This window comes from Morganella morganii (genome assembly GCF_019242955.1).
Taxonomy (GTDB): domain Bacteria; phylum Pseudomonadota; class Gammaproteobacteria; order Enterobacterales; family Enterobacteriaceae; genus Morganella; species Morganella sibonii.
Genome location: NZ_CP066129.1, coordinates 3,022,028 through 3,042,075, shown reverse-complemented (window position 1 = coordinate 3,042,075; position 20,048 = coordinate 3,022,028). Strand labels below are relative to the sequence as shown.

At 54.2% G+C, this 20,048-nt stretch carries 18 protein-coding genes; all 18 read left to right on the top strand.

From position 1 onward, the window contains the following. Position 1: 1 nt before the first annotated feature. The 18 genes from ilvN to lpxC all read left to right on the top strand — a co-directional run bounded on the left by ilvN (position 2) and on the right by lpxC (position 20,009). Positions 2–493: an acetolactate synthase small subunit gene (ilvN, locus tag JC793_RS14510; RefSeq protein WP_046894511.1), complete on the top strand. Its 492-nt coding sequence runs from the start codon at positions 2–4 to the stop codon at positions 491–493. A gap of 84 nt (positions 494–577) precedes the next feature. Continuing rightward, positions 578–1,582 carry a catabolite repressor/activator gene (gene cra, locus JC793_RS14505; protein WP_218426501.1) on the top strand — a complete coding sequence of 335 codons (1,005 nt, stop codon included), beginning with the start codon at positions 578–580 and terminating at the stop codon, positions 1,580–1,582. Positions 1,583–2,251: 669 nt separating this feature from the next. Further along, positions 2,252–2,710 carry a division/cell wall cluster transcriptional repressor MraZ gene (mraZ, locus tag JC793_RS14500; protein WP_004238452.1) on the top strand — a complete coding sequence of 153 codons (459 nt, stop codon included), beginning with the start codon at positions 2,252–2,254 and terminating at the stop codon, positions 2,708–2,710. Beyond that, entirely contained in the window at positions 2,711–3,652 is a 942-nt protein-coding gene (gene rsmH / locus JC793_RS14495) for a 16S rRNA (cytosine(1402)-N(4))-methyltransferase RsmH (protein ID WP_218426500.1), read from the top strand. Continuing rightward, entirely contained in the window at positions 3,649–3,966 is a 318-nt protein-coding gene (gene ftsL / locus JC793_RS14490; RefSeq protein WP_004238454.1) for a cell division protein FtsL, read from the top strand. The genes rsmH and ftsL overlap by 4 nt, the downstream gene beginning before the upstream one ends. A gap of 7 nt (positions 3,967–3,973) precedes the next feature. Then, positions 3,974–5,767, top strand: a complete 1,794-nt coding sequence (gene ftsI / locus JC793_RS14485; RefSeq protein WP_166708347.1) for a peptidoglycan glycosyltransferase FtsI — start codon at positions 3,974–3,976, stop codon at positions 5,765–5,767. Then, a complete protein-coding gene (gene murE, locus JC793_RS14480) occupies positions 5,754–7,241 on the top strand; it encodes a UDP-N-acetylmuramoyl-L-alanyl-D-glutamate--2,6-diaminopimelate ligase (protein ID WP_218426499.1) in 1,488 nt (495 codons plus the stop codon). The genes ftsI and murE overlap by 14 nt, the downstream gene beginning before the upstream one ends. After that, the gene (gene murF / locus JC793_RS14475) at positions 7,238–8,611 is read left to right on the top strand and encodes a UDP-N-acetylmuramoyl-tripeptide--D-alanyl-D-alanine ligase (protein WP_218426498.1); all 1,374 of its coding nucleotides are present in this window, start codon (positions 7,238–7,240) and stop codon (positions 8,609–8,611) included. The genes murE and murF overlap by 4 nt, the downstream gene beginning before the upstream one ends. Next, positions 8,605–9,687, top strand: coding sequence for a phospho-N-acetylmuramoyl-pentapeptide-transferase (gene mraY / locus JC793_RS14470; protein ID WP_046894505.1), 1,083 nt, complete (start codon positions 8,605–8,607; stop codon positions 9,685–9,687). The genes murF and mraY overlap by 7 nt, the downstream gene beginning before the upstream one ends. A gap of 2 nt (positions 9,688–9,689) precedes the next feature. Next, the gene (gene murD / locus JC793_RS14465; protein WP_166708344.1) at positions 9,690–11,006 is read left to right on the top strand and encodes a UDP-N-acetylmuramoyl-L-alanine--D-glutamate ligase; all 1,317 of its coding nucleotides are present in this window, start codon (positions 9,690–9,692) and stop codon (positions 11,004–11,006) included. Further along, the gene (gene ftsW / locus JC793_RS14460) at positions 11,003–12,196 is read left to right on the top strand and encodes a cell division protein FtsW (RefSeq protein WP_107678989.1); all 1,194 of its coding nucleotides are present in this window, start codon (positions 11,003–11,005) and stop codon (positions 12,194–12,196) included. Before murD ends, ftsW begins: the two co-directional genes overlap by 4 nt. Continuing rightward, the gene (murG, locus tag JC793_RS14455; RefSeq protein ID WP_046894502.1) at positions 12,193–13,266 is read left to right on the top strand and encodes an undecaprenyldiphospho-muramoylpentapeptide beta-N-acetylglucosaminyltransferase; all 1,074 of its coding nucleotides are present in this window, start codon (positions 12,193–12,195) and stop codon (positions 13,264–13,266) included. Before ftsW ends, murG begins: the two co-directional genes overlap by 4 nt. Positions 13,267–13,291: 25 nt before the next feature. Then, positions 13,292–14,758 carry a UDP-N-acetylmuramate--L-alanine ligase gene (murC, locus tag JC793_RS14450; RefSeq protein ID WP_218426497.1) on the top strand — a complete coding sequence of 489 codons (1,467 nt, stop codon included), beginning with the start codon at positions 13,292–13,294 and terminating at the stop codon, positions 14,756–14,758. 2 nt (positions 14,759–14,760) lie between these two features. Continuing rightward, the gene (locus tag JC793_RS14445; protein ID WP_218426496.1) at positions 14,761–15,678 is read left to right on the top strand and encodes a D-alanine--D-alanine ligase; all 918 of its coding nucleotides are present in this window, start codon (positions 14,761–14,763) and stop codon (positions 15,676–15,678) included. A gap of 1 nt (position 15,679) precedes the next feature. After that, the gene (gene ftsQ / locus JC793_RS14440) at positions 15,680–16,483 is read left to right on the top strand and encodes a cell division protein FtsQ (RefSeq protein ID WP_046894499.1); all 804 of its coding nucleotides are present in this window, start codon (positions 15,680–15,682) and stop codon (positions 16,481–16,483) included. A gap of 34 nt (positions 16,484–16,517) precedes the next feature. Next, on the top strand, positions 16,518–17,774 hold the full coding sequence (ftsA, locus tag JC793_RS14435; protein WP_046894498.1) for a cell division protein FtsA: 1,257 nt from the start codon (positions 16,518–16,520) through the stop codon (positions 17,772–17,774). 61 nt (positions 17,775–17,835) lie between these two features. Further along, positions 17,836–18,993: a cell division protein FtsZ gene (ftsZ, locus tag JC793_RS14430; protein ID WP_166708341.1), complete on the top strand. Its 1,158-nt coding sequence runs from the start codon at positions 17,836–17,838 to the stop codon at positions 18,991–18,993. Positions 18,994–19,091: 98 nt separating this feature from the next. After that, positions 19,092–20,009 carry a UDP-3-O-acyl-N-acetylglucosamine deacetylase gene (gene lpxC / locus JC793_RS14425; protein ID WP_025152783.1) on the top strand — a complete coding sequence of 306 codons (918 nt, stop codon included), beginning with the start codon at positions 19,092–19,094 and terminating at the stop codon, positions 20,007–20,009. Positions 20,010–20,048: the final 39 nt, after the last annotated feature.

Sequence of the window (20,048 nt, the reverse complement as noted above, 5' to 3'; positions counted from 1 at the left end):
CATGCGCCGGATTCTGTCAATCTTATTAGAAAACGAAACAGGGGCGTTATCCCGTGTGGCAGGGCTTTTTTCCCAGCGCGGGTATAATATCGAAAGTATCACCGCTGCCCCGACGGATGACCCGTCACTGTTCCGCCTGACCATCCAGACCAAAGGGGATGCGCGGGTACTGGAACAGATTGAAAAGCAGCTTAATAAGCTGGTGGATGTGTTCCGTGTCACAGAACTGACCGCTGCCTCCCACATTGAGCGCGAGGTGATGCTGGTCAAATTACAGGCCAGCGGCTACGGGCGGGATGAGGTCAAACGCAGTACGGATATCTTCCGCGGGCAGATTGTCGATGTGACGGCGACGCTCTACACCGTACAGCTGACCGGCACCACTGAAAAGCTGGATGCCTTTCTGGATGCGGTGCGCGGCTTTGCTGAAATCGTTGAGATTGCCCGCTCCGGCATCGTCGGGATGTCGCGCGGTGAAAAAATAATGCGGTGAAATATTTGCGGTGAAAGGGTAAACTGATCACTCTTCTTATTTGGCCCGTTGTTCGGGCCGTTTCCTGATTTGTAAGGGGTTAACGTGAAACTGGATGAAATCGCCCGCCTTGCCGGTGTGTCGCGCACGACGGCCAGTTATGTCATCAACGGAAAAGCAAAACAATATCGTGTGAGTGACAAAACTGTCGAAAAAGTGATGGCGGTGGTTCGTGAACATAATTACCATCCGAATGCGGTAGCCGCCGGTCTGCGTGCAGGCCGTACCCGCTCTATCGGACTGGTGATCCCGGATTTGGAGAACACCAGCTATACCCGCATCGCAAATTATCTGGAGCGCCAGGCGCGCAGCCGTGGTTATCAGCTGCTGATCGCCTGCTCCGAAGACCAGCCTGACAACGAAATCCGTTGTGTGGAACACCTGTTACAGCGTCAGGTGGATGCGATTATCGTTTCCACCGCTCTGCCGCCGGAGCATCCGTTCTATCAGCGCTGGGCAAACCGCTCGCTGCCGATTGTCGCGCTTGACCGTGCACTGGAAAATGAGCACTTTATCAGTGTGGTCGGGGATGACTTTGAGGACGCCAAAATGCTGGCATCCGAATTGCGTCAGTTCCCGGCAGAATCGGTGGTTTATCTCGGCGCGTTACCGGAACTTTCCGTCAGTTTCCTGCGTGAGCAGGGATTCCGTGAAGCCTGGGAAGGTGATGCACGTAAAGTGAATTTCCTGTATGCCGACAGCTATGAGCGTGACGCCGCCGCGAAAGCGTTTGACAGCTGGCTGGAAAACAACCCTATGCCGGACGCACTGTTCACCACATCGTTCGCGCTGTTACAGGGTGTGATGGATGCCACACTGGCCCGCAGCGGTCGTCTGCCGGGGCAGCTGGTGATCGCGACCTTCGGTGATCATGAACTGCTGGATTTCCTTGAGTGTCCGGTTCTGTCCGTCGCGCAGCGTCATCGTGACATTGCGGAGCGTGTACTGGAGCTGGTGCTGGCAAGCCTGGATGAAAAACAGAAACCGGCCGCGGGTATTACCCGGATCCGCCGTGATCTGTGCCGCCGCGGAAGTCTGAGCCGCCGGTAATATTCAGACAGTAAAATCATTTTTTTTTCTGATACCTGTACGGAAACGTATAGGTATTTTTATTTATATCCGCCGAAAACAGATGAAAAACCCTTTTTGGGAGGAATCCTAAGATTTTTTTTCAATTCTGCTGATTGACAGAAATTGACAATTTTCACAGAACCCCTTTTTTCCCCGGCAAATACACTTATTGTGGTTATGGGTATATAGCGAAAATTATCATCCATTCCGTTTTAAAATAGTTATCTTATTGATATGATGAATTTTATATTTTCAAATATTAGATAATCACGCACTGTAACAGAAAGTAACAGCACAGATAACTGAAATAAAAATTCCGGGGGGGTTACCCGGGTGGTCAATTTTTATCCTGAAAGTGAGGGGTACCTCGCAAAAATGCATCTTTCTTTCGTCAGATTCGGTATAATTTGCCCCGGTTAACCGAGTGCGTATTATGTGAATTTTTTTCTGATTTGAATCAGTGTGTTACCTCACTTCTGTTCCCTGAAGCAAAAAATCCCATATTTTCTCACCCCTTTATTCCCCGATAACGGAAACGGAACCTTGTCAGCTCTGGCTTGACAAGCTTTTCGTACCATTCGTAAACTCTGTTGGTGGGGAATTGTGGGTGAAAGTGGTAGTTCGGGGTAAAACTGAGCGGAGAAACGTATGTTTCGCGGGGCAACACTGGTTAATCTTGACAGCAAAGGGCGCATAACCGTACCGGCACGGTACCGGTCGCTGCTTGCTGAAAAGTCGGAAGGTCAGATGGTCTGTACTATCGATCTCCACCAGCCGTGTCTGCTGCTTTACACCTTACCGGAATGGGAACTGATCGAACTGAAGCTGGCACAATTGTCCACCATGGATCCGACAGAACGCCGTGTTCAGCGTCTGCTGCTGGGTCATGCCACTGAATGTCAGATGGACAGTGCGGGACGTCTTTTGTTAGCCGGTACACTGCGCACACATGCGCGGTTAACCAAAGAAGTCATGCTGGTCGGGCAGTTCAACAAGTTTGAGCTGTGGGACGAACAGACGTGGTATCAGCAGGTACAGGATGATATTGCTGCCGGGCAGACGGCATCCGGACCTTTATCCGCCCGGTTACAGGATTTATCACTTTAAATGGCAGAGAGTCAGTTTCAGCATACCAGTGTTTTACTGGATGAGGCCGTTAACGGATTACAGATCCGTGAAGACGGTATTTATATCGACGGCACATTCGGTCGTGGCGGGCATTCCCGTCTGATTTTATCAAAACTCGGGGCACAGGGGCGTCTGATCGCTATTGACCGGGACCCGCAGGCAATTGCCGCAGCGGCACAGATTGACGACCCGCGTTTTTCCATTATTCACGGTCCGTTTTCCGGTATCGCCGGTTATGTGAATGAGCTGGGGCTGGACGGACAGATTGACGGTGTTCTGCTCGATCTGGGCGTGTCTTCCCCGCAACTGGATGATGCGGAGCGCGGATTCTCCTTTATGCGTGACGGGCCGCTGGATATGCGTATGGACCCGACGCGGGGAATTTCCGCCGCACAGTGGCTGACCGAAGCCAAAGAAGAAGATATTGCGTGGGTACTGAAAAACTTCGGAGAAGAGCGTTTTTCAAAACGGATCGCCCGCGCCATCGTTGAACGGAACAAGACAGAAGAGCCGCTGACACGGACAAAACAGCTGGCAGAACTGATTGCCGCGGTGTCACCGGTGAAAGAAAAGCACAAGCATCCGGCGACCCGCAGCTTCCAGGCAATCCGCATCTATGTGAACAGTGAACTGGATGAAATCCGCCAGGCACTGACCGGTGCACTGAGTATTCTGGCACCGGGCGGACGTTTATCCGTGATCAGCTTCCACTCACTGGAAGACCGGATTGTAAAACAGTTTATGCGCAACGAAAGCCGCGGACCGCAGGTCCCGCACGGATTACCGCTGACGGAAGAGCAACTGAAAGCGCACGGCACACCGGCACTGAAACTGGCGGGAAAAATGAAACCGTCGGAGCAGGAAATCAGTGTTAACCCGCGTGCCCGCAGCTCTGTACTGCGCTTTGCGGAGAAAGCATGACCACAGAACGGCACAATTTAGCCCGCGTTATTTGTCGTGACCTGCTGCGCCACGGATTTATCCCTGCGATTTTATTTATCGCCGTGATCGTCAGCGCAATTTTTGTGGTTATCACGGCACATAAAACACGTCTGCTGACCGCAGAGCGGGAACATCTTGTGCTGGAGCGTAACTCGCTGGATATCGAATGGCGTAACCTGATTCTGGAAGAGAACGCCCTGGGGGATCACAGCCGTGTCGAGCGCCTGTCCGTTGAGCGTCTCAGTATGCAGCATGTGGATCCGGCAAACGAAAAAATTGTCGTAACGAAATGACGAAGGCATGAAAAGCAAAAAATCAGCAGGCAAAACGCAGGGCGGAGCCCGTATCAAACGTCCGGAAGAAAAAGCCAGTTTTATCAGCTGGCGTTTTGCGTTGTTATGCGGCGGTATCGGGATTGCCCTCGCCGCACTGCTGATCCGGGTGGCGTATTTACAGATTATCAACCCGGACATGCTGGTGAAAGAAGGTGACATGCGTTCGCTGCGTGTCCAGGAGATCCCGACCGCCCGCGGCATGATCAGCGACCGTATGGGGCGGCCTCTGGCAGTCAGTGTGCCGGTGAATGCGGTCTGGGCAGACCCGAAAGAGTTAGCTGACAAAGGCGGGGTAGGGGATGACACCCGCTGGCGTGCACTGTCCGAAGCGCTGAATATTCCGCTCGACCAGGTGAAAAGCAAAGTCACGGCAAACCCGAAAGGTCGCTTTGTTTACCTGGCGCGCCAGGTCAACCCGACCATCGGCGATTACGTGAAAAAACTGAATCTGCCGGGAATTTATTTACAGGCAGAATCAAAACGGTATTACCCGTCCGGTTCAGTCACCGCTCACATTATCGGTGTTACCAACATTGATGATGAGGGGATTGAAGGGGTCGAAAAAAGCTTTGACCGCTGGCTGACCGGGGTTCCGGGACAGCGGACAGTCCGGAAAGACCGCGGCGGCCGTGTTATTGAAGACACCATCGCCCGTGAAAGTCAGGCCGGACACAACCTGACACTCAGTATTGATGAACGTTTACAGGCGCTGGTATACCGCGAAATCAGCAGTGCGGTGGCACTGAACAAAGCGGAATCCGGCACAGCGATTCTGGTGGATGTGAATACCGGGGAAATTCTGGCGATGGCGAACAGCCCGTCCTATAACCCCAACAACCTCCAGGGAACGCCGAAAGATGCCATGCGTAACCGTGCTATCACCGATATTTTTGAACCGGGCTCGACGGTAAAACCTCTGGTGGTGATGAGTGCGCTGCACAATAACATCATCAAACCGAACAGCGTGGTGAATACTTATCCGTACCGGATCAGTGGTCATGAAATCAAAGACGTAGGCCGTTATGCCGAACTGACCATCACCGGTATTTTACAGAAATCGAGTAACGTAGGGGTTTCAAGACTTGCGTTAGCGATGCCCGCTCAGGAACTCGTGGACGTCTATTCGCGTTTCGGGCTGGGAAAACCGACCAATCTGGGGCTGGTCGGGGAAAGCAGTGGCATATATCCAAGTAAAAAAACACGGTGGTCTGAACTTGAAAGGGCCACCTTTTCTTTCGGCTACGGGCTGATGGTAACACCGTTACAGTTAGCGCGGGCCTATGCAACAATCGGCAGTTTCGGGATCTACCGCCCGCTGTCCATCACGAAAGTGGACCCGCCTGTACCGGGTACCCGCGTCTTCCCTGAGCCGGTGATGAAAACCGTGGTTCAGATGATGGAAAGTGTTGCGTTACCGGGCGGCGGCGGAACGCGCGCTGCGATCAAAGGGTATCGCGTGGCGATTAAAACCGGGACCGCGAAAAAAGTGGGCGACGACGGAAAGTACGTGAACCGCTATATCGCCTACACCGCCGGGGTTGCGCCGGCAAGCCGTCCGCGTTTTGCTCTGGTTGTGATCATCAACGACCCGCAGGGCGGCAAGTATTACGGGGGTGCGATCTCCGCACCGGTATTCGGTGCCATCATGGGCGGTGTTCTGCGGACAATGAACGTGGAACCGGATGCGCTGACACCGGAAGAACAAACCAATGAAGTGGTTACTAATAAACCAAAAGAGGGTACAAGTGGCAGATCGTAATTTGCGCGATTTACTCGCGCCGCTCGGTGTTGATGCACCGGCTAAGGCGTTACGTGATATGACCCTGGACAGCCGCAAAGCGGCTGCCGGTGATCTGTTCCTGGCGGTAAAAGGCCACCAGTCTGACGGGCGTCACTACATTCCTCAGGCCATCGCTCAGGGCGTGGCTGCCGTGGTGGCGGAAGCGGATGGTGCGGCGGAAGACGGCAGTGTGCAGGTACTGCATGGTGTACCGGTGGTTTACCTCAGCCATCTGAATGAAAAATTATCCCGTCTGGCCGGTGAGTTCTATCACCATCCGGCGGAGCGTCTGAAACTGATCGGTGTTACCGGGACTAACGGTAAAACCACCACCACTCAGCTGCTGGCGCAGTGGACACAGGCGATGGGCGAAACCAGCGCTGTGATGGGAACAGTCGGTAACGGGCTGCTCGGTCATGTGATCCAGACAGAAAACACTACCGGCTCTGCGGTGGATATCCAGCTCGAACTGGACAAACTGGCAAAAAAAGGTGCCACCGTGGCGGCGATGGAAGTCTCCTCTCACGGACTGGTGCAAAGCCGCGTGGCGGCACTGCCGTTCCGTGCTGCTGTCTTTACCAACTTAAGCCGTGACCATCTCGATTACCACGGTGATATGGCTAATTATGAAGCTGCCAAATGGCTGCTGTTCTCAACCCATCACAGCGAACAAAAAATTATTAATGCGGATGATGAGACCGGGCTGAAATGGCTGGCAAAACTGCCGGAAGCGGTAGCCGTCACAATGGAAGATAACCTGCCCGCCAACTGGCAGGGGCGTTTCCTGAAAGCCGTTTCTGTGAATTATCACGACAGCGGTGCTCACATCGCCTTTACCTCAAGCTGGGGTGACGGTGAACTGGACAGCCCGCTGATGGGCGCCTTTAACGTCAGCAATCTGCTGGTGGCTGCGGCAACACTGCTGGCCCTGGGTTATGACCTGAAAGCATTGCTGAACAGCGCAGCGGCGTTAACACCGGTCTGCGGCCGGATGGAAGTGTTCACGGCGGATAACCGTCCGACCGTTGTGGTGGATTACGCCCACACCCCGGATGCACTGGAAAAAGCCCTGAGTGCGGCGCGTCTGCATACCAAAGGCAAGCTGTGGTGTGTCTTCGGCTGCGGCGGTGACCGCGATAAAGGCAAACGTCCGCTGATGGGCGCAATCGCTGAGCAGGAGTCCGATGTGGTGGTGATCACGGACGACAATCCGCGCAGCGAAGAGCCGCAGGCTATCATCAATGACATTATGGCAGGACTGGTTGATACCTCCCGCGCACTGCCGATCCCGGGACGTGCGGAAGCTGTGACATTTGCGGTGATGCAGGCAAAACCGGACGACGTGGTGCTGGTGGCAGGAAAAGGACATGAGGATTATCAGCTGGTCGGCAGCCGCCGTCTGGATTACTCCGACCGTCTGACCGTCGCCCGCCTGCTGGGAGTGATGGCATGATCCCGTTCTCCCTTGCTGATATCGCACAACTGACCGCCGGGGAGCTTATCCTCAGCGGCCACGCGTCATCAGAAATGATTGAGAGCATTACCACTGACAGCCGCACTATCGGTGAACGTGCCTTGTTTATCGCCCTGGCCGGTGAACGTTTTGATGCTCATGATTTTATTGCGGATGTAGCCGCGAAAGGGGTTGCCGCTGTTCTGGTCAACCGCCGTATGGATGTGAACTGCCCGCAGATTATCGTTAAAGATACCCGTCTGGCGCTGGGTGCGGTGGCAAAAGGCAACCGTGACCGCAGCGGGGCAAAGGTCGTCGCGCTGACCGGATCTTCCGGCAAAACGTCTGTCAAAGAGATGACGGCTGCCATTTTACAGCAGGCAGGCGAAACGCTGTTTACCGCCGGTAACTTTAACAATGATATCGGTGTACCGCTGACACTGCTGCGTCTGACAGAAAAATATCAGTTTGCGGTGATTGAACTGGGTGCCAACCACACCGGTGAAATCGCCTATACCGCGGCGATGACACATCCGCAGACTGTATTGGTGAATAACCTGTTTGCCGCCCATATCGGTGAATTTGGTTCCGCAGAGGCCATCGCACAGGCGAAAGGGGAAATTTTCACCGGCCTGACGGACGAAGGCACCGCCATTATTAATCTCGAAAGCAATGATATCACTCACTGGCAGGCTCATCTGACCCCGCGCCAGACCCGCTGGAGTTTCTCCGTTGATCCGCATCCGCAGGCTGATTTTTACGCCACCGGTGTGGTGATGAATCCGCTGACCACCGATTTTACCCTGCACACACCGGCAGGCAGCACTGCTGTCACCCTGCCGCAGCCGGGGCGTCACAATATCGCCAACGCACTTGCGGCGGCGGCACTGGCACTTTCTGCCGGGGCGACACTGGCGGATATCCGCAGTGGTCTGGCGCAGACCACTGCGGTTCCCGGCCGCTTATATCCGGTTGAGATAGCTCCCGGTAAGCTGGTGATTGACGATACTTACAATGCAAATGACGGCTCGATGATTGCAGCAATCCGTGTGCTGGCACAGTTGCCGGGATACCGTGTGCTGGTTGCCGGGGATATCGGCGAGCAGGGCGGTTATGCCGAAGAGAGTCACCGCAGAGTCGGGCAGGCTGCCCGTGATGCAGGGCTGGATGCGGTATTTACCGCCGGTCAGCTCAGCCATTTTATCAGTGATGAGTGCCAGGGACGCCATTTCGCTGATAAAACAACCCTCATTGCTGCGCTGGCACCTCTGGTGGCACAGCATTCATCAATTTCAATATTAGTTAAAGGTTCACGCAGCTCCGCAATGGAAGAAGTTGTGCACGCCTTGCAGGAGAATGTCCCATGCTGATTTGGCTGGCTGAGTATCTGGTGCAGTTTCACACTGCGTTTAACGTCTTCTCTTATCTGACGTTCCGTGCCATCGTCGGCCTGCTGACCTCGCTGATTATTGCATTATGGATGGGACCGCATGTGATTGCGTATCTTCAGAAAATGCAGATTGGCCAGGTTGTCCGCAGCGAGGGGCCGGAATCGCATTTCAGCAAGCGCGGTACCCCGACCATGGGCGGCATGATGATCCTGTTTTCCATCGCCATTTCTGTTCTGCTGTGGGCGCGTCTGGATAACCCGTATGTCTGGTGTGTGCTGCTGGTGCTGATCGGCTACGGTATTGTCGGTTTTATCGATGACTACCGCAAAGTCGTGCGTAAAGACACCAAAGGGCTGATAGCCCGCTGGAAATATTTCTGGCAGTCCGTACTGGCGCTGACCGTGGCGTTCAGCATGTATGCCATCGGTAAAGACACCCCGGCGACACAGCTGGTGGTGCCGTTCTTTAAAGATGTGATGCCGCAGCTGGGTGTGCTCTATATCCTGCTGGCGTATTTCGTCATTGTCGGTACCAGTAACGCGGTAAACCTGACAGACGGCCTCGACGGCCTCGCGATTATGCCGACCGTCTTTGTGGCTGCCGGTTTTGCACTGGTGGCCTGGGCGACCGGTAACGTGAATTTCGCTCATTATCTGCATATCCCGTATCTGCCGTATGCCGGGGAACTGGTGATTGTCTGTACCGCGATTGTCGGTGCAGGGCTGGGGTTCCTGTGGTTTAACACCTATCCGGCACAGGTCTTTATGGGCGATGTCGGCTCGCTGGCACTCGGCGGCGCGCTGGGTACGATTGCTGTTCTGCTGCGCCAGGAATTCCTGCTGCTGATTATGGGCGGTGTGTTCGTGGTGGAAACTCTGTCGGTGATTTTACAGGTCGGCTCCTTCAAATTACGCGGTCAGCGTATTTTCCGGATGGCACCTATTCATCACCATTATGAATTAAAAGGCTGGCCTGAGCCGCGGGTGATTGTCCGCTTCTGGATTATCTCCCTGATGTTAGTGCTGATCGGTCTGGCGACACTCAAGGTACGTTAATCATGACGAATTATCAGGGGAAAGACATTGTGATTGTCGGGCTCGGTTTAACCGGGCTTTCCTGTGTGGACTTTTTTCTGTCACGCGGTGTTACACCGAAAGTGATGGATACCCGCACCTCCCCGCCCGGCATCGATAAGCTGCCGGACAGCGTTCAGTGTCACTGCGGCGGGTTTGAAACGCAGTGGCTGCTGGATGCAGACCTGATTATCGCAAGCCCCGGTGTGGCCGTCAGTACCCCGCAATTACAGGCAGCGGCAGAAGCCGGCGCGGAAATTATCGGTGATATCGAATTATTTGCCCGCGAAGTGACTGTCCCGGTTGTGGCGATCACCGGTTCGAACGGCAAAAGCACCGTGACCTCCCTGGTGGGGGAAATGGGGCGCTGCGCCGGTCTGCGTACCGGTGTCGGCGGTAATATCGGCCTGCCTGCCCTGGAACTGCTGAAAGGCGATTACGAGCTCTGTGTGCTCGAGTTATCCAGTTTTCAGCTGGAAACGACGTTCAGCCTGAAACCGGCGGCAGCAACTGTCCTGAATGTTACTGAAGATCATATGGATCGCTATCCGCAGGGGCTGGAACAGTACCGTGCGGCAAAACTGCGCGTTTATCACGACGCTGCGGTCTGCGTGTATAACGCGGAAGATGCGCTGACTCAGCCGGGCTGTGATTGTGACCGGTCTGAATATGTCAGCTTCGGCACCGAAACCGGGGATTACTGGCTCGATACCGATGAGCAGTCACTCTGCTTCTGCGGCGAAAAAATTATCGGCTGCAATGAGATGATCCTGCACGGTCAGCATAACTATTGTAATGCGCTGGCGGCACTGGCTCTGGCGGATGCGGTCAATATTCCGCGTGAGGGTGCGCTGAAAGCACTGCGCACATACAGCGGTCTGCCGCACCGTTTTCAGCTGGTGCATGAATCGGCGGGCGTCCGCTGGATTGATGATTCCAAAGCGACCAACGTCGGCAGCACCGAAGCGGCGCTGAACGGTTTACAGGTTGACGGCTGTCTGCATCTGCTGCTCGGCGGCGACGGTAAATCAGCGGATTTCTCACCGCTGCTGCCGTATCTGAGCGGTGAAAAAATCCGTCTTTACTGTTTCGGCCGTGACGGCGCACAGCTGGCACAACTGCGTCCGGATGTCTCTCTGCTGACAGACACCATGGAGCAGGCCATGCGGGCACTGGCACCATCGCTGGCAGACGGGGATATGGTGCTGTTATCACCGGCCTGTGCAAGTCTGGATCAGTTCCGTAATTTTGAAGAGCGCGGGCGTGAATTTGCCCGTCTGGCACGGGAGTTGGCGGCATGAAATTCCCCGGATCACAGCGTTTTAAAAACTGGATGATCGGCGAGCGTAACGGCGAGTTCAGTACGGTCGTGATGTATGACCGGACACTGCTGTGGTTTGCACTGGGACTGGCTGCGATTGGCTTTGTGATGGTGACCTCCGCCTCGATGCCCGTCGGGCAGCGTCTGGCGGAAGATCCGTTTTATTTTGCCAAGCGTGACGGCGGCTTCTTAATTTTTTCTTTTATTATCGCTGCCGTGATTATGCGTTTCCCGCTGGAAATGTGGCAGCGTTACAGCACATTACTGCTGATTGGTACGATCGGCGGGCTGATAGTGGTTCTCGGCGTGGGCAGTTCCGTTAACGGGGCATCGCGCTGGATTGCGATCGGGCCGATGCGTATTCAGCCGGCGGAAGTATCAAAACTGGCACTGTTTGTCTATCTGGCAAGCTATCTGGTGCGCAAGGTGGATGAAGTCAGAAATAACTTCTGGGGATTCTGCAAGCCGATGGGCGTGATGTTTGTGCTGGCGGTGCTGCTCCTGTTACAGCCGGATCTCGGTACGGTGGTCGTGCTGTTTGTCACCACACTGGCGCTGCTGTTCCTTGCGGGTGCCAAGATGTGGCAGTTTATCGCGATTATCGGCGGCGGTGTCGCTGCTGTGGTTCTGCTGATTATCGCCGAACCTTACCGTATGCGGCGTGTGACCTCGTTCCTTGATCCGTGGGAAGATCCGTTCGGCAGCGGTTATCAGTTAACACAGTCACTGATGGCATTCGGCCGCGGTGATTATTTCGGCCAGGGGCTGGGAAATTCCATTCAGAAAATGGAATATCTGCCGGAAGCCCATACCGACTTTATTTTTGCCATCCTCGGTGAGGAACTGGGGTACTTCGGTGTGATTCTGGTGCTGCTGATGGTCTTTTTTGTCGCGTTCCGCGCGATGGTTATCGGCCGCCGCGCACTGATGATAGATCAGCGCTTTGCCGGTTTTCTTGCCTGTGCCATCGGTATCTGGTTCAGCTTCCAGGCGCTGGTTAACGTCGGCGCGGCCTCCGGTATGCTGCCGACCAAAGGGCTGACACTGCCGCTGATCAGTTACGGCGGCTCCAGTTTAGTGATTATGACCGCAGCCATTGCCTTGCTGCTGCGGATTGATTTTGAAACACGCCTGGCCAAAGCCCAGGCATTCTCAAGGAGAGCGCGATGAGTAATAAAGCCCCCCGTCTGATGGTGATGGCCGGTGGTAGTGGCGGACATGTATTTCCGGGGCTTGCGGTTGCGCACTATTTACAGAGTCAGGGCTGGGAAATCCGCTGGCTGGGTACCCGTGACCGGATGGAAGCTCAGCTTGTGCCGAAACACGGTATTGATATCGATTTTATTGAGATTACCGGTCTGCGCGGCAAAGGCGTGAAAGCTTTGCTCACCGCGCCGTTCCGTATCGCGAAAGCGATAAAACAAGCGAAAAAAATTATGCGTGACTACCAGCCGGATGCCGTGCTCGGCATGGGCGGGTTTGTCTCCGGTCCCGGCGGTGTGGCGGCCTGGCGCTGCGGTATTCCGGTGATCCTGCATGAACAGAACGGTGTGGCCGGTCTGACAAACGGCTGGCTGTCGAAAATCGCCACCACTGTATTACAGGGATTCCCGGGCGCGTTCCCGCAGGCACCGGTGGTCGGTAACCCCGTGCGTGAGGATATCCTGAACCTGCCGTCACCGGCTGAACGTTTTGCCGGGCGCGAAGGGCCGGTCCGCATTCTGGTTATCGGCGGCAGCCAGGGCGCACGCGTCCTGAACCAGACCCTGCCGGAAGTGGCCGGTATTATGGGGGATGCCGTCTGTATCCGTCATCAGGCCGGTAAAGGCAGTGCGGAAAGCACACAGGAACTGTATAACGCACAGGGTGCGTCAGACAGCGTGACTGTCACAGAATTTATTGATGACATGGTTGAAGCTTATACCTGGGCGGATGTGGTGATCTGCCGCTCCGGGGCGCTGACCGTCAGTGAGATTGCGGTTGTCGGGCTGGGCGCGATTTTTGTGCCGTTTCAGCATAAAGATCGCCAGCAATACTGGAATGCACTGCCGCTGGAACAGGCGGGAGCCGCTGTGATTACAGAGCAGCCATCCTTTAATGCACAGGCGGTGGCAGAGCAGTTGCGCGAGTGGGACAGACCACGCCTGCTGACCATGGCGGAAAAAGCAAGAAGTGTCGCAATTACCGATGCCACCAAACGGGTGGCAGATGCAATTATTGCGGCAGCGAAAAAAAACTAACGAATTGATATAGCGAAGAAATAACGTGAATACACAGCAATTGGCGAAATTACGATCCTTCATTCCGGAAATGAAACGCGTCCGGCACATTCACTTTGTCGGTATCGGCGGCGCCGGTATGGGCGGGATAGCGGAAGTGCTGGCGAACGAAGGTTATGAGATCAGCGGGTCTGATCTGGCGCCGAATGCGGTAACAAAACAGCTGACTAACCTGGGCGCGACGATTTATTTCAATCACCGCCCGGAAAATGTGGCAGACGCCAGTGTGGTGGTGGTATCCACCGCGATTTCAGCGGATAACCCGGAAATTGTTGCGGCACGTGAAGCCCGTATTCCGGTGATCCGCCGCGCGGAAATGCTCGCGGAGCTGATGCGCTTCCGTCACGGTGTGGCGATTGCCGGTACGCACGGCAAAACCACCACCACAGCGATGATTTCCGACATTTACGGCCGGGGCGGTCTGGACCCGACGTTCGTCAACGGCGGTCTGGTCAAAGCGGCCGGTGTGCATGCACGTCTCGGTTCAAGCCGTTATCTGATTGCGGAAGCGGATGAAAGCGATGCCTCTTTCCTGCATTTACAGCCGATGGTGGCCGTGGTCACTAATATCGAGCCGGATCACATGGATACCTATCACGGTGATTTTGAAACGCTGAAAGATACCTTTGTGAACTTCCTGCATAACCTGCCGTTCTACGGCCTTGCCGTGGTATGTATGGATGATGCGGTGATCCGCGAAATTGTGCCGCGTATCGGCCGCTATGTGATCACCTATGGTTTTCATGAGGATGCGGATGTCCGTATCACTGATTTTGAACAGCGCGGTTCACAATGCTTCTTCACTGTTCACCGGGAAAGTCTGCCTGATATGAAGGTGGAGCTGAATGCACCGGGCCGTCACAACGTGCTGAATGCCACGGCAGCAATTGCGGTTGCGACAGAAGAAGGCATTCCGGATGAGGATATCCTGGCGTCTCTGCGTGAATTCCAGGGCACCGGGCGCCGTTTTGACTTCCTCGGCAACTTCCCGCTGGAGCATGTGAATGAAAAAGAAGGCAGCGTGATGCTGGTGGACGATTACGGCCATCACCCGACCGAAGTGGATGCGACGATTAAAGCAGCGAGAGCAGGCTGGCCGGATAAGCGGATTGTGATGGTATTTCAGCCGCACCGCTACACCCGTACCCGTGATCTGTATGAGGATTTTGCCAACACGCTGGATCAGGTCGATATCTTGCTGATGCTGGATGTGTATGCCGCCGGTGAACCGGCAATTCCGGGGGCGGACAGCCGTTCCCTGTGTCGTACAATCCGTCAGCGCGGTAAGCTGGACCCGATCCTGGTCACCGAACCGGGCAAAATTTCTGCGGTGCTGGCACAGGTTCTTGAAGATAATGATTTAATACTGGTTCAAGGCGCCGGAAATATCGGTAAAATAGCGCGTACATTGGCTGACACAAAATTACGGCCGGTTTTGAGTGAGGATAATTAAGAATGACTGAAAAAGTCGCGGTACTGATGGGCGGTACATCCGCAGAACGTGAAGTCTCTCTGGCTTCAGGTGCGGCGGTTCTTGCCGGTTTAAAAGAAGCCGGTATTAATGCATTTGCGGTGGATACCAAAGAGTATCCGGTTATCCGCCTGAAGGAAGATGGTTTTACCAAAGTCTTTATCGCGCTGCACGGCCGCGGCGGGGAAGACGGCACACTTCAGGGATGCCTGGAGCAGATGGGACTGCCGTACACCGGAAGTGGTGTGATGGCCTCCGCACTCTCTATGGATAAGCTGCGTACCAAACAGCTGTGGGCGGGCGCGGGTCTGCCGATTGCCCCGTATTTTGCCATCAATGCTGCCCGTTTCGCGCACATCAGTGATGAAGAATTACAGCAGGGTGTGGCACCGCTGGGTTATCCGGTGATTGTCAAACCAAGCCTGGAAGGTTCCAGTGTCGGCATGTCCAAAGTGGACAATGCACAGGCGCTGCGTCCGGCGCTGGAAGAAGCGTTTAAACACGACAAAGACGTGCTGGTGGAAAAATGGCTCAGCGGCCCTGAATTCACCGTGGGTTTCCTGGGTGAGCAGATGCTGCCGTCTATCCGCATTCAGCCTGCGGCGGTATTCTACGACTACGAAGCCAAATATATTTCTGACGATACACAATATTTCTGTCCGGGCCTGGAAGGGGAACGTGAGACAGAAATCCGTGAGCTGGCAAAAGCCGCTTACAAAGCCGTGGGCTGTGAAGGCTGGGGCCGTGTGGATGTGATGCTCGACAGTGACGGGCAGTTCTACCTGCTGGAAGTTAACACCTCTCCGGGTATGACCAATCACAGTCTGGTGCCGCAGGCAGCACGTCAGGCCGGTATGAGCTTCTCCGCCTTTGTTGCGGACGTTCTGGCACTGGCGGACTGATATGTCACAGGCTGCACTGAATATGCGTGAACCGGAACCGGATCAGGATTATGACGGTTCACGTCCCAGTAACGGCACATACCTTGCCGGGCTGCTGTTTTTCCTGATAGTGCTGGGAACGCTGGTCTGGGGTGGTCTGATGGTGCTGAACTGGATGAAAGATGCAGACCGCCTGCCGATGTCAAAACTGGTATTAACCGGTGAGCGCCATTACACGACAAACGATGATGTGCGCAAAGCGGTGTTATCCCTCGGGACGCCGGGCACGTTTATGACACTGGATGTCAACGAAGTACAGCAGCAGCTGGAACGGATCCCGTGGTTACGTCAGGTCACTGTGCGCAAGCAGTGGCCGGACGAATTAAAAATTCATCTGGTCGAATATGTGCCGTATGCACGCTGGAATGACGCACAGATGGTTGATGACGCAGGGCGGGTTTTCAGCCTGCCGGCGGAACTGACAGAAAAAGAATCTTTCCCGATGCTCTACGGGGCACAGGGCAGTGAACAGGATGTACTGAGCGGATATCGTGAGATGGCGCAACAGCTCAGCGGGACAGGACTGAAAATCAAATCAGCCTCGATGTCACCGCGTCATGCCTGGCAGCTGGTGCTGGATAACGATGTCCGGGTTGAACTCGGACGGCTGGATACCAAAGGCCGGTTACAGCGTTTTATCGGGCTGTATCCGACTCTGGCGCAGGAACAGGACAAACGGGTTGATTATGTCGATCTCCGCTATGACAGCGGTGCTGCGGTCGGCTGGGCGCCATTGCAGATCGATCCTTTCGCAAACGGAAATTAAGACATAACAGGTAAAGAAGGCGGGCAGAATAACAATGATCAAAGCAACGGATAGAAAATTAGTCGTCGGCCTGGAAATAGGCACCGCCAAAGTATCTGCGCTTGTTGGTGAAATTCTGCCGGACGGTGTGGTGAACATTATCGGTGCGGGTAATTGCCCGTCACGCGGAATGGACAAAGGCGGCGTCAATGATCTGGAGTCGGTGGTAAAATGCGTACAGCGTGCCATCGACCAGGCGGAACTGATGGCGGACTGTCAGATTTCATCAGTTTATCTGGCGTTATCCGGCAAACACATCAGCTGCCAGAATGAAATTGGTATGGTGCCGATTTCAGAAGAAGAAGTGACCCAGGAAGATGTGGAGAATGTGGTGCACACGGCGAAATCTGTCCGTGTCCGCGACGAGCACCGTGTTCTGCATGTCATCCCGCAGGAATATGCCATCGATTACCAGGAAGGCATTAAAAACCCGGTGGGATTATCCGGTGTGCGGATGCAGGCAAAAGTGCATCTGATCACCTGTCATAACGACATGGCAAAAAATATTGTCAAAGCCGTTGAGCGCTGCGGGCTGAAAGTGGATCAGCTGATTTTCGCCGGTCTGGCCTCAAGCTTTGCGGTACTGACGGAAGATGAACGCGAACTGGGTGTCTGTGTGGTGGATATCGGCGGCGGTACTATGGATATGGCGATTTACACCGGCGGCGCGCTGCGTCATACCAGGGTTATCCCGTATGCCGGTAACGTGGTGACCGGTGATATCGCTTACGCATTCGGCACACCGCCGAATGATGCGGAGGCAATTAAAGTCCGTCACGGTTGTGCTCTGGGAGCGCTGGTCAGCAAAGACGAAACGCTGGAAGTGCCGAGTGTCGGCGGGCGTCCGCCGCGCAGTTTACAGCGCCAGACATTAGCCGAAGTGATTGAGCCGCGTTACACCGAGTTACTCAATCTGGTTAATGACGAAATTTTGAAAGTACAGGAACAATTACGTCAGCAGGGTGTCAAACACCATTTGGCCGCTGGTATCGTGCTGACGGGTGGTGCGGCTCAGATTAACGGACTGGTTGAGTGCGCACAGCGTGTTTTCCATACACAGGTTCGTATCGGACAACCGCTTAACATAACCGGGTTAACGGATTATGCGCAGGAACCGTATTACTCTACAGCAGTAGGGTTACTGCATTACGGCAAAGAATCTCACCTGGTCGGCGATACCGAGACAGAAAAACGTGCCTCGGTGGGCAGTTGGTTTAAAAAATTAACTGGCTGGCTCAGAAAAGAATTTTAATTTGTATTAAGGCTGGCGATAATAGCGGCCATATAAGAAAGGCACAAAACGGAGAGAGATTATGTTTGAACCGATGGAATTGACCAACGACGCGGTGATTAAAGTCATCGGCGTCGGCGGGGGCGGCGGTAACGCTGTTGAGCATATGGTCCGTGAACGCATCGAAGGCGTTGAGTTCTTCGCTGTGAATACGGACGCTCAGGCGCTTCGTAAAACCGCCGTCGGCCAGACTATTCAGATTGGTAACGGGATCACCAAAGGCCTGGGTGCGGGTGCAAACCCGGAAGTGGGCCGTAACGCGGCGGAAGAAGATCGCGAAGCTCTGCGCAATGCACTCGACGGTGCGGACATGGTCTTTATCGCAGCCGGTATGGGCGGCGGTACAGGGACCGGTGCGGCACCTGTTGTTGCTGAAGTTGCCAAAGAGCTGGGCATTCTGACCGTTGCTGTGGTGACCAAGCCGTTCAACTTTGAAGGCAAAAAACGCATGGCATTCGCCGAGCAGGGGATTACTGAGTTATCCAAGCATGTTGACTCACTGATCACTATTCCGAATGACAAACTGCTGAAAGTATTAGGCCGCGGGATTTCTCTGCTGGATGCCTTCGGTGCTGCTAACGATGTGTTACGCGGCGCAGTTCAGGGTATCGCAGAACTGATCACCCGTCCGGGTCTGATGAACGTTGACTTCGCGGACGTCCGTACCGTGATGTCAGAAATGGGTTACGCAATGATGGGCTCCGGCGCGGCGCGCGGCGAAGACCGTGCGGAAGAAGCAGCCGAAATGGCGATCTCCAGCCCGCTGCTGGAAGATATCGACCTGTCCGGTGCGCGTGGTGTGCTGGTTAACATCACGGCGGGCTTTGACCTGCGTCTGGATGAGTTCGAAACCGTGGGTAACACTATCCGTGCGTTTGCATCGGATAATGCGACCGTGGTTATCGGTACTTCTTTAGACCCTGAAATGAACGATGAACTGCGTGTGACTGTGGTCGCGACCGGTATCGGCATGGACAAACGTCCGGAAATCACGCTGGTAACCAATAAAGCGGTACAGACCAACAACATGGAACATCGTTATGCACAAATGCAAAACAGCATGACCAGCATCGATGAGAGCAAATCAGTGGCACAGGTTGTCAACGATTCGTCAGCTCAGAGCAATAAAGAACCGGATTACTTAGATATCCCGGCTTTTTTACGCAAACAGGCTGACTAAACCGAAAAGATTTGCATCTCCGCTTTTTGTGCTAAACTATCTCCCTTGTCATTAGTTTATAATGACAGGGAGACAGTTAATCAAACGAGACAGAAACGATGATCAAACAAAGAACATTAAAGCGTATTGTTCAGGCTACGGGTGTGGGTTTACACACCGGTAAAAAAGTTACGCTGACAATGCGTCCGGCACCGGCCAATACCGGGATCATCTATCGCCGTACTGATCTTAATCCGCCTGTCGATTTTCCGGCAGATGCGAAATCCGTGCGTGATACGATGTTATGTACTTGTCTGGTAAATGAAGACAACGTACGTATTTCCACGGTTGAGCATTTAAACGCAGCACTGGCCGGGCTCGGCATTGATAACCTGGTTATCGAAGTCGATGCCGCTGAAATCCCGATTATGGATGGCAGCGCAAGCCCGTTCGTATTCCTGTTACTGGATGCCGGTATTGAAGAACTGAACAGCGCGAAGAAATTCCTGCGTCTGAAAGAGACCGTCCGTGTTGAAGATGGTGATAAGTGGGCTGAACTCTCTCCGTTTAACGGTTTCAGCTTAGATTTCACGATTGATTTCAACCATCCGGCGATCGATTCCAGCACTCAGCGCTACGCGATGAACTTCTCTGCGGAAAACTTTGTCCGGGATATCAGCCGTGCACGTACCTTCGGGTTCATGCGTGACATTGAATATCTCCAGTCCAAAGGCTTATGTTTAGGCGGAAGTTTTGACTGTGCTATCGTGGTGGATGATTACCGCGTGCTGAACGAAGACGGCCTGCGTTTTGAAGACGAATTCGTACGTCACAAAATGCTGGATGCTATCGGTGACCTGTTTATGTGCGGCCACAATATCATTGGTGCCTTCACGGCATTCAAATCCGGTCACGCACTGAATAACAAGTTACTTCAGGCTGTTCTGGCAAAAGAGAGCGCCTGGGAACTCGTGACATTCGAGAACGAAGCACAGATGCCGGTTGCATTCCGTGCACCGTCAACCGTACTGGCATAATCAGGTCATGGCACCACAGCTTGTTGCTCTGACCCTGAC

Bases quoted from the DNA above. Each gene is read 5' to 3' on its own strand.
- ftsQ (WP_046894499.1), top strand. From the start codon at position 15,680: ATGTCACAGGCTGCACTGAATATGCGTGAACCGGAACCGGATCAGGAT.
- rsmH (WP_218426500.1), top strand. From the start codon at position 2,711: ATGGCAGAGAGTCAGTTTCAGCATACCAGTGTTTTACTGGATGAGGCC.
- mraZ (WP_004238452.1), top strand. From the start codon at position 2,252: ATGTTTCGCGGGGCAACACTGGTTAATCTTGACAGCAAAGGGCGCATA.
- ftsW (WP_107678989.1), top strand. From the start codon at position 11,003: ATGAAATTCCCCGGATCACAGCGTTTTAAAAACTGGATGATCGGCGAG.
- murF (WP_218426498.1), top strand. From the start codon at position 7,238: ATGATCCCGTTCTCCCTTGCTGATATCGCACAACTGACCGCCGGGGAG.
- ilvN (WP_046894511.1), top strand. From the start codon at position 2: ATGCGCCGGATTCTGTCAATCTTATTAGAAAACGAAACAGGGGCGTTA.
- lpxC (WP_025152783.1), top strand. From the start codon at position 19,092: ATGATCAAACAAAGAACATTAAAGCGTATTGTTCAGGCTACGGGTGTG.
- JC793_RS14445 (WP_218426496.1), top strand. From the start codon at position 14,761: ATGACTGAAAAAGTCGCGGTACTGATGGGCGGTACATCCGCAGAACGT.
- ftsL (WP_004238454.1), top strand. From the start codon at position 3,649: ATGACCACAGAACGGCACAATTTAGCCCGCGTTATTTGTCGTGACCTG.
- murG (WP_046894502.1), top strand. From the start codon at position 12,193: ATGAGTAATAAAGCCCCCCGTCTGATGGTGATGGCCGGTGGTAGTGGC.
- ftsZ (WP_166708341.1), top strand. From the start codon at position 17,836: ATGTTTGAACCGATGGAATTGACCAACGACGCGGTGATTAAAGTCATC.
- murD (WP_166708344.1), top strand. From the start codon at position 9,690: ATGACGAATTATCAGGGGAAAGACATTGTGATTGTCGGGCTCGGTTTA.
- ftsA (WP_046894498.1), top strand. From the start codon at position 16,518: ATGATCAAAGCAACGGATAGAAAATTAGTCGTCGGCCTGGAAATAGGC.
- mraY (WP_046894505.1), top strand. From the start codon at position 8,605: ATGCTGATTTGGCTGGCTGAGTATCTGGTGCAGTTTCACACTGCGTTT.
- ftsI (WP_166708347.1), top strand. From the start codon at position 3,974: ATGAAAAGCAAAAAATCAGCAGGCAAAACGCAGGGCGGAGCCCGTATC.